The sequence below is a fragment of the Microbacterium sp. PRC9 genome, assembly GCF_031844125.1.
Lineage (GTDB): Bacteria > Actinomycetota > Actinomycetes > Actinomycetales > Microbacteriaceae > Microbacterium.
Genome location: NZ_JAUZUR010000004.1, coordinates 378,045 through 391,802, shown reverse-complemented (window position 1 = coordinate 391,802; position 13,758 = coordinate 378,045). Strand labels below are relative to the sequence as shown.

Here is a 13,758-nt window from a genome sequence, read left to right as displayed (position 1 = left end):
GTGGACCATAATGCTGAGGAACGCGTGAAAGGTCAAGACCTCGATGTCACAATCGCTGCTCACCCCGACGGCACTGCGTCGCGCGAGCCTGGACGCTGTCCTCGGCTTCGCCTGGGACGCCGACGCGCTGACAGCCTCGGACGTGATCGAACACGTCGGGCTCACGCGGTCGACCGCCATCGACGTCGTCGATGAACTCGTCGAGCGCGGGCTGCTCGCCGAGCTGCCGAACGCCCGTGCGGTGGGGGAGTACCAGAAGGGGCGACCGGCTCGGCGGTTCGCGTTCCGCGAGGACAGCGGATACGTGGTCGGGCTGGACGCCGGTCGCGCCCACCTCACGGCGACCGTCGCGGATCTGCGCGGCGCCGCGCGGGCGGTGCGCCATCTGGCAGCCGATGCGTCTCACGATTCACCCGAAGACCGGCGTCGCGACGCCGCGCGTGTGGTCGATGATGCGCTGGCGGCGGCCGGGATCACGCGAACCGACGTCGTTGCGCTGTGCGTCGGTGTTCCGGCGCCCGTGGACCGGAACGGGTCGTCGCCTCCTCACCGGGATGACTTCTGGCGTCGGATGAACCCGTCGTTCGGCGACCTCTTCGGCGAATGGGTGCCGATCGTGCGGGTCGAGAACGATGCGTCGCTGGCGGCGGTGGCGGAGCGGGCGGTCGGCGCGGCCGTCGGCTGCGACGACTTCGTGACGCTTCTCGCAGGAGAGCGCCTCGGCGCGGGCGTGTGGGTCGACGGGACTCCGCTCCGTGGAGCGCATGGCGGCGCCGCCGAGATGGTCGCCTTCGACCACGTCGCGGGCGTCGAAGGGGCGTGGGGGCTCGGCTACCGGGTGGCCGAGCTGGCACGTCGTGCGCTGGCGGAGGCATCGTTGCCATCGTCAAGTGCGCTGTGGGGACTGGACTCCGCCCAGATCGACGCCAAGACCGTGCTCGCGCTCGCCTCCGAAGGCGACGCGGGTGCGATGCTCGTCGCGCGGCAGGTGGGAGAGACGCTCGCCGTCATCGCCGGAGTCCTGGGGAGCCTCTTCGATTCCCGACGGATCATCGTGTCGGGCGCCGTCGCCGCCGGCGCAGGGCCGGTGATCGACGCGGCGCTCGACGCGCTGCCGCAGGAGCTGGACCTGCCCGCACCCGAGATCGTCGCGTCCGACCTGGGCGCCGACATCGTGTCGGTCGGAGCTGTGCGCGCCGCCGTCGAGGCGGCGCGCGGGGGTGCGCTGGATCTGCCCCGGTTCGTGGCGGCCAGCTGACGCTCCAGAGCGCTCGCGCGCAGGCGCCGGTCGGTGATCTCGGGCGCCTCGCCCGTCACCGTATGCGCGGGCAGTCAGTGGCCCACCGACTGGAAGTAGTGCGCTGCCCCGTACTGCGCCACGTTGACGCCCAGGCGCTGGCCCTCGACGTCCGCGTAGCGGAAGTGCAGGCCGGCCCAGATGCGCGCATCGATGAGTTCGCTGAGCGGCTGCGAGAACGTGTCGAATGTGCGAACCCGCTGCGCACCGGCGGGCAGCGCCGCTGACGTGCTCGTCATGTGGAAGCCCCCCGCGACGACATCGCCGAAGAACATGCGAAGGACAGCCGCATGCGCGCCGTCGTTGCAGTTGTGTCCGGACGGGTGATCCGGGTACGGGGCCGTGAGGAGTGCCGTCCAGCCTGGTTCGGCGGTCGTCCCACCGTTGCCATCTTCGTCCGCCCGCGGGATCGCGTTCCACGGCCGCCAGAAGTCGTAGTAGTACTTGTCCGCCCAGCACGTGATCAGGGCATCGGCACCGCTCAGGTTCTGCATCGCGAGAAGCCGTGCGGAATCGGCGGCGCTGAGCTCGTTGGCGACGATCAGCTGCCGCGCGACTTCGTTCCATGCGAGGATCGGCGCCCACTGCCACCACTGTGCGACGTAGGTCTGGGCTTCCGTCCGGCTGGACCCAGTCGCCCTGCCGATCATCTGCACCTCGTTGAGCTCGGCCGCGTATTCCGGGCTGTCGAGCGCGAGCGGCGGTGCCGAGCGGAACTGGGCCGCGCTCTCGACGAGGAACGGCTCGACACCGCCCACCCACGGTGTCGGGTCGAGGATCTCCTGCCCCATCGCGTTGAGCAGCGGGGACCAGTGCCCCGCTCGAGGGTCGCGCACCCACTGCGACGGACCGAATCGCCCGTCGCCCTGTCGGGCCTGCAGCATCGCGTCCGCCGCTGCGTGGCCGGCGGCGATGCCCTGCTTCTTGAACGAGCTCTCGGCGATGGCGTCGACCGACGCCGCGTACTGCGCGTCCAGCGTCGTCAGGAGGCCGCCCCTGCCGGGGAACGGCGCGATCTCCGGCGCCGTCGAGACGAGTGCGTGGGCCACGTCGTACGCCGCCGTGGCGACCGCCGCCTCGATCGACGCTTTCGCCCCGAACCTCTGCTTGAGGACGTACGGCTGGTACTGCTTCGGGCCGATCGCGGTCACCGCGTCGTACACGGCACCCTGTGTCATGGCCATGTTGATCTGATACGCAGGCGGCGCGCCGCCGTTCGGCCCGGGGACGGCGGCGAGCGTGTTCGCCGCCACCTCATTCCAATGGACGACGGCGGTGGCGTTCGTGGCTGTCGGCGGTGCGGCCGAGGCCCCCGCGGCTCCGAGTGAGACCGACGCGATGAGTGCGGCCGCAATGATGGCGATGGATCGACGAGTATTCATGATCAACCTCACAAGTGGGGATCTGAGGCACAGGCTCGGAGAGCCTGCCTCACTGTCCCACCGCGCCGCGCCTGCGTCGATTGGGCATAGCCCTTAGGGAGAAACGGCGGGCTCCTCCTACGCCGGGCACTCCGGTCCGCGCGGGTAGCCGCCTCCCTGGTCGGGGCACACGCCGACGGTGAGCAGGTATGACTCGAGGAGGTGCCGACTGCCACCGGCCACGGCGACCATCGGATTCTCCGAAAGCCACACGGCGTAGACCACCGGCGAGGTGAAGCGCCCGCCCGACAGGAATGCGGCGGTGCCCTCTCTGAAGGGCACGAGCAGCGCCGGGTGGCAGTCCCATCGCTCGATGCAGAGGCGCTCGGCGCGATCGGCGATGTCCGAGCAGGGCGACAGCCCGGCCGCTTCGCAGTACTGCGTCGCCCATGCCACCGACCCGGCGCCGGGCCGAAGGCCGAATCCGATCGGGTCGATCGTGACGAGGGCCGAGCCCGTGGGATCCGACCGAGGAGGTGTCGTCTCCTCGTCGGGCGGAGGCGCCGAGACCGCGCGTGCGGGAATCGGCACGGGTGGACTCGCGGGAGAGGGTGCGCTGCAGCCTGCCAGAAGCAGTACCGCCCCCAGCAACACGACCCATCGACCCCAGGCGAGCACGGGCATCTCCCTCTGTGCGTGACGGTAGACCCGCCGTCCCGTGCGCACAAGATGATCGATACCGTTCCGGTACCGCATCGCGGACAGCATCCGTCCTGATCACGCGAGATGATCGTCCGGTCAGGCCGCCCGACGCCAGAAGGAGGACCGAGCAATGTCCAGAGTCGTGTGGTTCGACATCCCCGTCACCGATATGACACGAGCCATCGCGTTCTATGAGGCGCTCACCGAAGAGAAGCTCATCCGGCTTCCGGTCGGGCCCGACAAGGAGACCGCCATCTTCGCCGCGGCGGACGGTGGCGCGGCGGGATGCCTGTTCGCCGCCCCGGAAGACGAGCCGTCGCACGTCGGCTCGCGCGTCTACTTCGACGCGAGCCCCTCGATCGATGAGTGGCTGGCGCGGGTCGAGCCGGCGGGCGGCGGCATCCTCGTGCCAAAGACCGAGATCATGGGCGGTCGCGGCGTCTACGCCTACATCGAGGACAGCGAGGGCAACAGGATCGGGCTCAACGCGCCGGCGTGAGCCGGAGCCGCCTTCGCGGGCATCCGCCGGGTCAGCGCAGCGTGCCGGCGCTGAGAGGATTGGCTGATGACCGCAACACTCGTGGCGCGCGGCGTGGCCGGCGGATACGGCCACCGCACACTTTTCGACTCGCTCGACCTGACCGTCGCGCCCGGCGACGTCGTCGGCGTGGTCGGCGCCAATGGAGCCGGCAAGTCGACCCTGCTTCGCCTGCTCGCCGGCATCGACGAGCCGCAGGCCGGCACTGTCTCGCTCTCACCCGCCGACGCCTTCGTCGGCTGGCTTCCGCAGGAGCACGAACGCGTCGAGGGCGAGACTGTCGCCGAGTACATCTCTCGTCGAACGGGGTGCACGCAGGCGACGAGAGACATGGATGCTGCGGCCGCCGCGCTCGGCGACCCCGGGCTCGCTGCGCACGGCGTCGATCCCGCCGACATGTACTCGACCGCACTCGACCGCTGGCTGGCCAGTGGTGCCGCCGACCTCGAGGAGCGGCTGCCCGCCGTTCTCGCCGATCTGGGACTCGATCTCGGTGGCACGCCTGCGGATCGGGCGACGATGACCGGGCTGTCGGGCGGGCAGGCCGCTCGCGTCGGGCTCGCGGCGCTGCTGCTCTCGAGATTCGACATCGCACTGCTCGACGAGCCCACCAACGACCTGGACCTCGATGGTCTCGAGCGGCTCGAGGCCTTCGTACGCGGCATCCGTGGCGGTGTCGTGCTGGTCAGTCACGATCGTGAGTTCCTGGCCCGCTGCGTGACGCGCGTGCTCGAGCTCGACCTGGCTCAGCATTCGAACCGCGTCTACGGCGGTGGTTACGATGCGTATCTCGAGGAGCGCGCGACGCTTCGCCGGCATGCGCGGGAGAAGTACGACGAGTTCGCCGAGAAGAAGGCCGATCTCGTGGCCCGGGCGCGCACGCAGCGGGAATGGTCGAGCCAAGGCGTCCGCAACGCGATGAAGAAGTCGCCCGACAACGACAAGATCCGCCGCAAGGCCAACAGCGAGTCGAGTGAGAAGCAGGCGCAGAAGGTCCGCCAGATGGAGAGCCGGATCGCGCGGCTGGAAGAGGTCGAGGAGCCGCGCAAAGAATGGCAGCTCGAGTTCACGATCGGCGCCGCGCCACGCTCGAGCACGGTCGTCTCGACATTGAGCTCGGCGGTGTTCGAGCAGGGCTCGTTCACGCTCGGGCCGGTGTCGCTGCAGGTGAACGCGGGAGAGCGGATCGGCATCACGGGGCACAACGGCGCAGGCAAGTCCACGCTGCTGCGGGCTCTGCTCGGCCGGCAGGCGCCGAACGCGGGCACGGCGAGCGTCGGCGCGAACGTCGAGATCGGCGAGATCGACCAGGCACGGTCGCTGTTGGTGGGGTCACAGCCGCTCGCGGCGGCATTCGGCGAGCTCGTGCCGGACATGGAGTCCGGCGAGGTGCGGACCCTGCTCGCCAAATTCGGTCTGAAAGCGGATCACGTCGGCCGACCGGTCGACGAGCTCTCGCCGGGCGAACGCACGAGGGCCGCCCTGGCGCTTCTGCAGGCTCGCGGCGTCAACGTGCTGGTGCTCGACGAGCCGACCAACCACCTCGATCTGCCCGCGATCGAGCAGCTCGAGCAGGCGCTCGACTCGTATCAGGGGACGCTGCTGCTGGTGACGCACGATCGGCGGATGCTCGACGCCGTCCACCTCGACCGTCACTGGCGCGTCGACGCCGGGCGCGTCATCGAGCTGTAGTCGCGGCCCGCTAACGCCCCTGGCGCTTCTTGTACGGCTTCGGCTGGCCTTTCACGATGGGCGCTCGGCCTTTGCCCTTGGAGGCCTTCGCCTTGCCGCCTGCGGAAGCCTTCGGTGCCGTGACGGGAGCCGGGGCTCGGGCGATCCGATTCCTGGCCTCTTCGAGCAGGAGCACGCCCGCCGGGGTCAGTGACCAGCTCGGCTTGCTGCGGGTGAAGAGCGGATGCCCGACCTCTGCTTCGAGCTTGTCGATCGTCGAGTACAGCGACGCCAAGGGGACCCCGAGCGCATCGGCGGCGCGCGGAACATGCAGTTCCTGGTCGACGATGGTGACGAACCGCTGCAGCTCACTGATCTTCACTGGCGACCTTCCGTGCACCGAGGGACAGGTCAAGTCTGCCCCAGCAACCGCCGCCACTGCGTTTCGCGCGCCGGTTCAGCCGCGCGAGGTGGAGACGGCGCCCCGGAGATCGGACCATCGTCCGGGGCGCCGCCGGTCCGTCACGCGGCGATCTCTTGAGAAGCCACGTACGCCTTTCCTGCCTCTGCGATGGTCGCGGCCACGGCCGCCGGCTGCGACACCGTGATCGCATGCGACGCGCCGGCGATCTCGTGGGTGCCGCGCGAGCCGGCACGCTCAGCGCCGGCTCGGTGCACGGCGACCGGGATGTTGAGGTCCTGGTCGCCGAAGACGTGCCATGACGGGATGTCGTGCCAGGCCGGACGATCCGTCGGGAGGGCCTCCGACAGCGCCGCGCGCGTGACCGGACGCTGGGTCGCGGCCATCAGTGCGGCCACCTCGGGCGACACATCGGCGGCGAACTGGTGGTGGAACAGCTCGGGACGGATGGCGAACTCATCGCCGCCGCTCGTCACCGGGTACGCCGTGAGTGCGTCGCCGAGCGTGCCTCCGGGAGCGCTGTTCGACAGCTCGAACGCACTCTGCCCGGTCTCGGGGACGAACGCTGCGACGTAGACGAGCCCGACGACGGCCTCGTTGCCCGCGGCCGCCTCGGTGATGACGAGCCCGCCGTACGAGTGGCCGACGAGGACGATGGGGCCTTCGATCGAGGCGAGGACGTCACGGACGTAGGCCGCGTCGCCGGCGAGGCTCCGCAGCGGGTTGGCGACCGCGATCGCGCGGACGTCGTGCTGCTGCAGCTGGGCGATGACTCCATTCCACGACGACGACTCGGCGAAGGCGCCGTGGACGAGGACGATGGTGGGCTTCTGAGCGGTCATGTCGAGATCCTTTCGAGGGTGGGGTCTTGCAGACTGTGAGCTAGGACCGGGTGGGGCCCGGACTTGTGACAGGGGCCGCGCGTCGACAGGGCGGACGCAACGGGCATCGGGGAGACTGGCCCGATGCCCCTGCTCGATCACCTCGGCATCACCGTGGAAGACCTGCCCCGCGCGGTCGCTCAATTCGATCCCGTGCTCACGGCGCTCGGCATGGAACGCACCGACGGCGACAACGGGGTCTCGTGGTACGTCGAGGATGAGACGGAGCTCATCCTCTTCGCCGCGCGGGAGCCGGGGACCGGCCCCCATGTGCACGGCTCGGTCGGCTGGCAGCATCTGGCGTTCGCCGTGGACTCCCGTGACGACGTCGATCGGCTCCACGCCATCGCGCTCGCCGCGGGATGGAGCGCGGTGCGCGATCCCAAGCCGTACCCGCGGTTCAACGAGCGCTACTACGCGTCCTTCGTGGAGGACGACAACGGCATCCGCATCGAGTTCATGCACAATCCTCCGAAAGCCCCGGCCGGCTGATTCCGCAGATCGATCGCGGACCTGTCACAGAACGCCGAGTCATCCGGTCTCAGCTGTGACGCGCGCGTTCCGCACGCGATGAAGCAGAGAGGGTTCGACATGAGGATCGCTGTCATCGGGGGAACCGGACTGATCGGCTCGAGGGTCGTCACCGCGCTCGAAGCCACGGGGCACGACGTCGTCGTGGTGGCGCGAGCGGCGGGCGTGAACTCCTTCACCGGCGAAGGGCTGGAGCACGCCCTCGACGGAGTCGAGGCCCTCGTCGACGTGTCGAATTCGTCGTACACGGACGAGGCCGGTGCGCGCGAGTTCTTCTCCGGGTCGACGCTGAATCTCCTCACGTACGGCGCCGCCGCCGGGGTGGCGCACCACGTCGTGCTGTCGGTCGTCGGCACCGACCGGCTCGCGCGCTCCGAGGGCGGGTACTTCCAGGCGAAAGCCGAGCAGGAGCGCCTGCTGACCGCATCCGGTCGCCCCTACTCGATCGTCCACGCGACGCAGTTCTTCGAATTCATCCGCAGCATCACGGATGCCGCGACCCGCAGCGGGATCGCATACGTCGCCGACGCCCTCACCCAGCCCATGGCCGCCGACGACGTGGCCGCGGCGGTGGCCCGCGCCGCACTCGCACGACCCACCGGCGGGATCACAGAGCACGCGGGACCCGAGGTCTTCGAGCTCGGCTACCTCGCGCAGCGCGAGCTCCGGTTCCGTCGCGACGAGCGCGAGGTCGCCGCCGACCCGCTCGCGACCTACTTCGGTGCGCAGCTCGACCGGTTCGAGCTGCTGCCCGGAGCGGGCGCCGTCATCGCGCCGACGCGTTTCCACGACTGGCAGATCTCTGCCGGCGAAGCCGGCGACGCGCTGCTGCCGTCCGCGGCGGGCGTACGCTGAGCGCGGCGACGGGAGCGGCAGACGCAATGGGCGAGCACACGCAACCTGTGATCGATCCGGACGACATCAGACGCGCGGTCACCGTCTTCGACGAGCACCGCCGGCGCATCTTCGGCATCGCGTATCGGATGCTCGGCACGGTGGCCGACGCCGAAGACATCGTCCAGGAGACCTGGATCCGCTGGCAGAACGCCGACCGCGCCGAGGTCCGCGAGCCGGGCGCGTTCCTCGCGACGGTCGCGACGCGTCTCTCCATCAACGCCACGCAGTCGGCGCATGCACGCCGCGAGACGTACATCGGGCCGTGGCTGCCCGAGCCGGTCAACACCGACGCCGACCCCGCGCTCGGCGCGGAGCGCGGCGAGGCCCTGCAGTACGCGATCCTGCTCGTGCTCGAGAAGCTGACGCCCACCGAGCGGGCCGCGTATATCCTCCGCGAGGCGCTCGACTACCCGTACGAGCGGATCGCCGACGTCATCGGCGCCACGGTCGCGAGCGCCCGGCAGCTCGTCAGCCGTGCCCGCAAGCACCTCGAGTCGGCGCGCAAGGCGGAGGTGGCCGCCGCAGAGCAGCGGCGCCTGCTGGAGGCGTTCCTCGTCGCCGCGCAGAAGGGCGACGTGAGCGATCTCGAGCGGCTGTTCGCCGAGGACGTCGTCAGCTACACCGACGGCAACGGCGTCAAGCTCGCCGCGCGCATCCCGGTGGCCGGGCGAAGTCGCGTCGCCCAGTTCGTGGCTGCGTTCTCGAGCCATTTCTGGACCGGCAAGCAGATCGACTGGGTGGAGGTCAACGGCCGACCCGCAGCAACCCTCTCGGAAGGGGGAGAGGTCACCACCCTCGTCACCGTCACAGCGGCGGAGGACGGCATCCGGCGCCTCCTCTGGGTGATGAGCCCCGAAAAGCTCGGGCACGTCGCCCAGGTCGGGGCGTGACCGCGCGCCCGTGCTCGTGGCTGCACCGCTCTGCGCGACGCTCGAGGGCGAGCGCCGCGCAGCACGAGCGCGTCGTGAGGGCGCTGGTCGCCGTCGCCGAGCAGGGTGATTCCCGCGGATTGACACGGATGCTGCACCCCGGCGTGGTTCTCACCGTCGACGGTGGCGGGATCGTGGCAGCGCCGGCGGCCGCACTGGAGGGCGCGCCGGACGTCGGCGGGCACCTCCGCGGCGTGCTGCTGGACGAGGTGGCGTCGCTGCGCGTGGAGTCTGTGAACGGCGTGCCGGGGATCGTCGTCTGCCGGGAGGGTCGGGTGACCGGCGTGCTCAGCATCTCCGTGCGGGGCTGCCTGATCCTCGAGGCGTGGCTCGTCTCGAATCCCGCGAAGCTCACGCACTGGCGCTGCTGAGTCGGGGCTGTCACAGATCGGCGGCGAGGACTGTCTCAGCTGGTGAGCGCCGCACGCGCTCCCTGAACGAAAGGCACATCATGGCAAAGATCGTCGTCATCGGAGGATCCGGGCTCATCGGCTCGAAGGTCGTCGCGAAGCTCACTGAGCACGGCCACGAGGCCGTTCCGGCATCGCCGAACTCCGGCGTCAACACCATCACCGGCGAGGGACTCGCGGACGTGCTGCAGGGAGCGGACGTCGTGGTCGACGTGTCGAACTCGCCGTCGTTCGCACCGGCGGACGTGATGGAGTTCTTCACGACGTCGACGCGGAACCTCATCGCGGGCGCACGCGACGCTGGCGTCGGGCACTTCGTCGCCCTCACCGTGGTGGGCACGAACCGTCCGAACGCGATCTCGTACTTCGCGGCGAAGACCGCTCAGGAGGAGTTGATCCGGGATTCCGGCATCCCGTACTCGATCCTGCACGCGACGCAGTTCTTCGAGTTCATCACCGGCATCGCGGGTGTGTCGGGCAACGGTGAGGCGATCCACCTGCCGGGCAACCTCGTGCAGCCGATCGCCGCGGAGGATGTCGCGACCGCCGTGGCGCGCACCGCCGCCGGCGCCCCGCTGAACACCGACGTCGAGATCGCGGGCCCCGAGGTCATGGGCCTCGACGAGATGGTGCGCCGCGGCCTCTCCTTCCGCGGGGACCCGCGCGAGGTCGTGACGGACGCCGAGGCGCCGTACTTCGGTGCGCGAATGCAGGAGCGCACGCTCATGCCCGTGGCCGGGGTCCAGGTGTTCGAGACGACCCTCGAGGAGTGGCTGCCGGCGAACCCGGCGCGCAGCTGATCCCGGGAGGCGGAGGGGTCCGCGTGCCACAGGGCACGTGGGCCCCTCCGCCGCTGTTCCGACCGAGACGGCCCAGGTCCGCACACTAGGGAGCCGCTGAGCCCGGGAATGCGCGCGGCAGGCATGCGGGTTTACCTTCGAGGGCCGCGCACCCGCGGCCCGAGATCTACCAAGGAGCACCACCGTGCGCGCACTCATCCACTCCGCTTTCGGCGATCCGACCGAGGTTCTGGAGGTCGCGGAACGACCTCTGCCCGAGCCGGGTCCTGGGCAGGTGCGGGTGAGGACGGTCCTCTCGCCGATCCACAACCACGACCTCTGGACGATCCGGGGCACGTACGGCTACAAGCCCGAGCTTCCTGCCGCTTCCGGGACCGAGGCCGTCGGGGTCGTGGACGCGGTCGGCGAGGGCGTCGACTCGCTCAACGTCGGGCAGCGCGTCGCCACCGGCGGAACATTCGGCGTGTGGAGCGAGTACTTCGTCGCGAAGGCTGCCGGACTCGTCCCCGTGCCTGAGGCCGTGAGCGACGAGACGGCTGCGCAGCTGATCTCGATGCCGTTCAGCGCGCTGAGCCTGCTCGACTTCCTGGAAGTGCAACCGGGCGACTGGATCGTGCAGAACACGGCCAACGGGGCCGTCGGCAAGCTCGTCGCCCAGTTCGCCGCGGCGCGTGGGGTGCACGTTCTCGGTCTGGTGCGCCGCGATGCGGGGGTCGCCGAACTGGCCGGGCTCGGCATCCGTGATGTCGTATCCACCGCGTCGGACGACTGGCGGGAACGGGCAGCGGAGATCCTCGGCGAGAACGCTCCGCGCGCGGCGGTGGACTCGGTCGGCGGCGAAGCGGCCGGCGACCTGCTTTCGCTGCTCGGTGAGGGCGGCACCCTCGTGTCGTTCGGATCGATGGGTTCGAGCACACTGCAGCTGTCGGCGGGTGACCTCATCTTCAAGCAGGCGACGGTCAAGGGCTTCTGGGGCAGCAAGGTGAGCCAGACGATGGATGCTGCCACCCGCGGTGCGCTGTTCGCCGAGCTGGTGCAGCGCATCGGGTCGGGTGAGGTGTCGCTGCCGGTCGACGAGGTGTTCCCGTTCGACCAGGCGCGCGCGGCCGCCGCCGCGAGTGCCGTGCCCGGCCGTGCAGGCAAGGTGCTGCTGCGGTTCTGAGGTGGGTGCGTGGGCCGCGGCGGCGCGGCCCACGCGGCTTCACGCTTCAGCCAGGAGAACGGTCAGCGACGTGATCACGCCGCTCTCGACGGTGATGAGATCGACGCCGCGCACGACGGGGGCGCCGGCGGGTCCGAACGCCCATGGCAGCACCCCGGTCGTCTCCGAGACGTAGGCCGGTCCGTCCTCGACGAGCACGAACTCCTCCGGCGCGTCCTTCAGCAGCCCCTCCGCGCTGGAAAGAAGCGCCTCAGGGCCGACGACCGTTCCCTCTGGGTCGGTCAGCACCACGCCGGGGGAGTAGGCGCGAGCCGCCGCATCCCGTCGGTGGGCGGCATCCCGGTTCCCGAAGACGCCGTGGAGGTTCAGACGGAGGAGTTCTGCGACTGTGCTCATGGGATCGTCGAACCACCGACGGGGCGAAGTTCTTCCCCCGGGGTCAGAGCTCGTCGGTCGGCGGGCGCCGCGGCGCCCGGGGTGCGGGCGGCGGCGGGACTTCCTTCGCGGCGATGATCGCGCCGTGCGGGATGCGTTCGACGCCGCGCTTGCCGTCGACGACGACGCATTCGGCATCCGCGCTCAGCAGCTCGCCGAGGGCATCTGTCGCCTGGCCCGTCGGCAGGATGTAGCGCACCACCACCCGGTGACCCGGCTCAGGCAGGTTCACCATTGGCCGGGTGCGTAGTCCTTGAGGAACACACCGAACAGGTCCTCGCCCGCCTCGCCGCGCACGATCGGATCGTAGACGCGGGCGGCGCCGTCGACGAGATCGAGCGGTGCGTGGAAGCCCTCCTCGGCGAGCCGCACCTTCGTCGGGTGCGGGCGCTCGTCGGTGATCCAGCCGGTGTCGACGCTGGTCATGAGAATGCGGTCGGTCTCGAACAGCTCCCGGGCGCTCGTGCGCGTCAGCATGTTCACAGCCGCCTTGGCCATGTTGGTGTGCGGATGCCCCGGCCCCTTGTATCCGCGATTGAAGACGCCCTCCATCGCACTGACGTTGACCACGTACGTGCGGCGTGCCGGACTCGCGGCCAGTGACGCGCGCAGCTTCGACACGAGCAGGAACGGCGCGGTCGTGTTCGCCAGCTGCACTTCGAGCATCTCGAGGGGGTCGACCTCCTCGACACTCTGCACCCACGAGTTGGTGTGGTCGAGGTCGGGGATCAGCCCGCCGGCATCGATGGCGGTGCCGGCGGCGAGACGCTCGAGCGAACTGGAACCCGCGGCCATGGCCTGCTCCGTCAGCTCGTCGGCGCGCGCGGCTGCCGCGGCGAGGATCGGGTGCGCTGTCACGGAGCGCTCGAGCGCCTGTGGGTGACGGTCGTTCGTGTGGCCGAACGTGACGAGTTCCGGCAGCGGGCCATCGGGCAGTGGCGCGAGCTCGGCGTCGACCAGCGGCTGGTACGCGCCCGGCGAGCGGCGCACGGTCTGGGTCGCGTTGTTGATAAGGATGTCGAGGGGACCGGCGGCAGCGACATCCTCCGCCAGACCGATCACCTGGGCAGGATCGCGCAGGTCGATGCCGACGACCTTCAGGCGGTCGATCCATTCGGGCGAGTCGGGGAGGCTGCTGAAGCGGCGCACGGCATCGCGCGGGAAGCGCGTCGTGATCGTCGTGTGTGCGCCATCGCGCAGGAGGCGCAGCGCGATGTACATGCCGATCTTCGCGCGGCCGCCGGTGAGCAGCGCGCGCTTGCCGGTGAGGTCGGTGCGCGCGTTGCGCTTCGCGTGGCTCATGGCCGCGCATGTGGGGCAGAGCTGGTGGTAGAACGCGTCGACCACCGTGTACGGCTGTTTGCAGATGTAGCAGGCGCGAGCCTTGAGGAGGGTGCCGGCACTGGCAGCCGTGGTGGACGAGGTGATCGGGATGCCGCGGGTCTCGTCGTCGATCCGGTCCGGCGCTCCGGTGGCCGTGGCGGCGACCACTGCGCGATCGGCGGAGGCGATCGCCTCGCGGATCTCCCGGCGCCGCACCTTCTTGACGGCCTTGAACATCGCGGCGGTGGCACGGCGGACGGCCACGTAGTCGGGGTGCGACTCGTCGACGCCCGGCATGATCGCGAGCACCCGCAGGGTGGTCGCCAGATCTTCCGGGTCGATGCCGCTCGGCGGCAGGTCGGAGGGGTCGGGGGAATCGGGAAGCACACGTGATTCTACG

At 70.2% G+C, this 13,758-nt stretch carries 16 protein-coding genes; 9 read left to right on the top strand and 7 right to left on the bottom strand.

Annotation, left to right across the window (positions count from 1 at the left end):
- The first annotated feature begins 43 nt into the window (after positions 1–43).
- Complete coding sequence (locus tag Q9R33_RS11140) at positions 44–1,258, top strand: ROK family protein (RefSeq protein WP_311293764.1); 1,215 nt, start codon at positions 44–46, stop codon at positions 1,256–1,258.
- Positions 1,259–1,332: 74 nt separating this feature from the next.
- Here Q9R33_RS11140 and Q9R33_RS11135 read toward each other — a convergent pair whose 3' ends face one another.
- Together Q9R33_RS11135 and Q9R33_RS11130 are read right to left on the bottom strand one after the other, a co-directional pair.
- Positions 1,333–2,679, bottom strand: coding sequence for a vanadium-dependent haloperoxidase (locus Q9R33_RS11135; protein ID WP_311293763.1), 1,347 nt, complete (start codon positions 2,677–2,679; stop codon positions 1,333–1,335).
- 117 nt (positions 2,680–2,796) lie between these two features.
- Complete coding sequence (locus Q9R33_RS11130) at positions 2,797–3,249, bottom strand: hypothetical protein (RefSeq protein ID WP_311293762.1); 453 nt, start codon at positions 3,247–3,249, stop codon at positions 2,797–2,799.
- 241 nt (positions 3,250–3,490) lie between these two features.
- Here Q9R33_RS11130 and Q9R33_RS11125 point away from each other — a divergent pair, with 241 nt between their 5' ends.
- Both Q9R33_RS11125 and Q9R33_RS11120 read left to right on the top strand, forming a co-directional pair.
- The gene (locus tag Q9R33_RS11125) at positions 3,491–3,859 is read left to right on the top strand and encodes a VOC family protein (protein ID WP_082496922.1); all 369 of its coding nucleotides are present in this window, start codon (positions 3,491–3,493) and stop codon (positions 3,857–3,859) included.
- A gap of 66 nt (positions 3,860–3,925) precedes the next feature.
- A complete protein-coding gene (locus Q9R33_RS11120; protein ID WP_056367739.1) occupies positions 3,926–5,590 on the top strand; it encodes an ABC-F family ATP-binding cassette domain-containing protein in 1,665 nt (554 codons plus the stop codon).
- Positions 5,591–5,600: 10 nt separating this feature from the next.
- Here the strand turns inward: Q9R33_RS11120 and Q9R33_RS11115 are convergent, their stop codons facing one another.
- On the bottom strand, positions 5,601–5,951 hold the full coding sequence (locus tag Q9R33_RS11115; protein ID WP_056367736.1) for a LysR family transcriptional regulator: 351 nt from the start codon (positions 5,949–5,951) through the stop codon (positions 5,601–5,603).
- 140 nt (positions 5,952–6,091) lie between these two features.
- The gene (locus Q9R33_RS11110) at positions 6,092–6,832 is read right to left on the bottom strand and encodes an alpha/beta fold hydrolase (protein ID WP_056367735.1); all 741 of its coding nucleotides are present in this window, start codon (positions 6,830–6,832) and stop codon (positions 6,092–6,094) included.
- A 123-nt stretch (positions 6,833–6,955) separates the two neighbouring features.
- Between Q9R33_RS11110 and Q9R33_RS11105 the strand changes: the two genes are divergently transcribed.
- From Q9R33_RS11105 to Q9R33_RS11080, 6 genes are all read left to right on the top strand, one after another.
- Positions 6,956–7,363 (top strand): VOC family protein, encoded by a 408-nt coding sequence (locus tag Q9R33_RS11105; RefSeq protein ID WP_056367733.1) that lies wholly within the window; start codon positions 6,956–6,958, stop codon positions 7,361–7,363.
- 99 nt (positions 7,364–7,462) lie between these two features.
- Positions 7,463–8,257 (top strand): SDR family oxidoreductase, encoded by a 795-nt coding sequence (locus Q9R33_RS11100; RefSeq protein ID WP_056367731.1) that lies wholly within the window; start codon positions 7,463–7,465, stop codon positions 8,255–8,257.
- A 47-nt stretch (positions 8,258–8,304) separates the two neighbouring features.
- Complete coding sequence (locus Q9R33_RS11095; RefSeq protein ID WP_235560167.1) at positions 8,305–9,189, top strand: RNA polymerase sigma-70 factor; 885 nt, start codon at positions 8,305–8,307, stop codon at positions 9,187–9,189.
- Entirely contained in the window at positions 9,186–9,599 is a 414-nt protein-coding gene (locus Q9R33_RS11090) for a hypothetical protein (RefSeq protein ID WP_311293761.1), read from the top strand. Before Q9R33_RS11095 ends, Q9R33_RS11090 begins: the two co-directional genes overlap by 4 nt.
- 80 nt (positions 9,600–9,679) lie before the next feature.
- On the top strand, positions 9,680–10,438 hold the full coding sequence (locus Q9R33_RS11085; protein WP_311293760.1) for an NmrA family NAD(P)-binding protein: 759 nt from the start codon (positions 9,680–9,682) through the stop codon (positions 10,436–10,438).
- 184 nt (positions 10,439–10,622) lie between these two features.
- Positions 10,623–11,600, top strand: coding sequence for a zinc-binding dehydrogenase (locus tag Q9R33_RS11080; protein ID WP_311293759.1), 978 nt, complete (start codon positions 10,623–10,625; stop codon positions 11,598–11,600).
- A 39-nt stretch (positions 11,601–11,639) separates the two neighbouring features.
- On the opposite strand, the gene Q9R33_RS11075 is transcribed toward Q9R33_RS11080, so the two are convergent.
- Genes Q9R33_RS11075 through Q9R33_RS11065 form a run of 3 tightly spaced genes read right to left on the bottom strand, consistent with a single transcriptional unit; the run spans position 11,640 to position 13,745 of the window.
- The gene (locus Q9R33_RS11075; RefSeq protein ID WP_056367723.1) at positions 11,640–11,996 is read right to left on the bottom strand and encodes a nuclear transport factor 2 family protein; all 357 of its coding nucleotides are present in this window, start codon (positions 11,994–11,996) and stop codon (positions 11,640–11,642) included.
- A 43-nt stretch (positions 11,997–12,039) separates the two neighbouring features.
- A complete protein-coding gene (locus tag Q9R33_RS11070) occupies positions 12,040–12,270 on the bottom strand; it encodes a hypothetical protein (protein WP_056367721.1) in 231 nt (76 codons plus the stop codon).
- Complete coding sequence (locus Q9R33_RS11065; RefSeq protein ID WP_311293758.1) at positions 12,264–13,745, bottom strand: SDR family NAD(P)-dependent oxidoreductase; 1,482 nt, start codon at positions 13,743–13,745, stop codon at positions 12,264–12,266. The genes Q9R33_RS11070 and Q9R33_RS11065 overlap by 7 nt, the downstream gene beginning before the upstream one ends.
- Between the last annotated feature and the right edge of the window lie 13 nt (positions 13,746–13,758).

What these genes read in the sequence shown, in the direction of transcription:
- Q9R33_RS11135 (WP_311293763.1), bottom strand. Translation starts at nt 2,679, where the DNA reads ATGAATACTCGTCGATCCATCGCCATCATTGCGGCCGCACTCATCGCG.
- Q9R33_RS11120 (WP_056367739.1), top strand. Translation starts at nt 3,926, where the DNA reads ATGACCGCAACACTCGTGGCGCGCGGCGTGGCCGGCGGATACGGCCAC.
- Q9R33_RS11125 (WP_082496922.1), top strand. Translation starts at nt 3,491, where the DNA reads ATGTCCAGAGTCGTGTGGTTCGACATCCCCGTCACCGATATGACACGA.
- Q9R33_RS11085 (WP_311293760.1), top strand. Translation starts at nt 9,680, where the DNA reads ATGGCAAAGATCGTCGTCATCGGAGGATCCGGGCTCATCGGCTCGAAG.
- Q9R33_RS11070 (WP_056367721.1), bottom strand. Translation starts at nt 12,270, where the DNA reads ATGGTGAACCTGCCTGAGCCGGGTCACCGGGTGGTGGTGCGCTACATC.
- Q9R33_RS11140 (WP_311293764.1), top strand. Translation starts at nt 44, where the DNA reads ATGTCACAATCGCTGCTCACCCCGACGGCACTGCGTCGCGCGAGCCTG.
- Q9R33_RS11100 (WP_056367731.1), top strand. Translation starts at nt 7,463, where the DNA reads ATGAGGATCGCTGTCATCGGGGGAACCGGACTGATCGGCTCGAGGGTC.
- Q9R33_RS11110 (WP_056367735.1), bottom strand. Translation starts at nt 6,832, where the DNA reads ATGACCGCTCAGAAGCCCACCATCGTCCTCGTCCACGGCGCCTTCGCC.
- Q9R33_RS11105 (WP_056367733.1), top strand. Translation starts at nt 6,956, where the DNA reads ATGCCCCTGCTCGATCACCTCGGCATCACCGTGGAAGACCTGCCCCGC.
- Q9R33_RS11075 (WP_056367723.1), bottom strand. Translation starts at nt 11,996, where the DNA reads ATGAGCACAGTCGCAGAACTCCTCCGTCTGAACCTCCACGGCGTCTTC.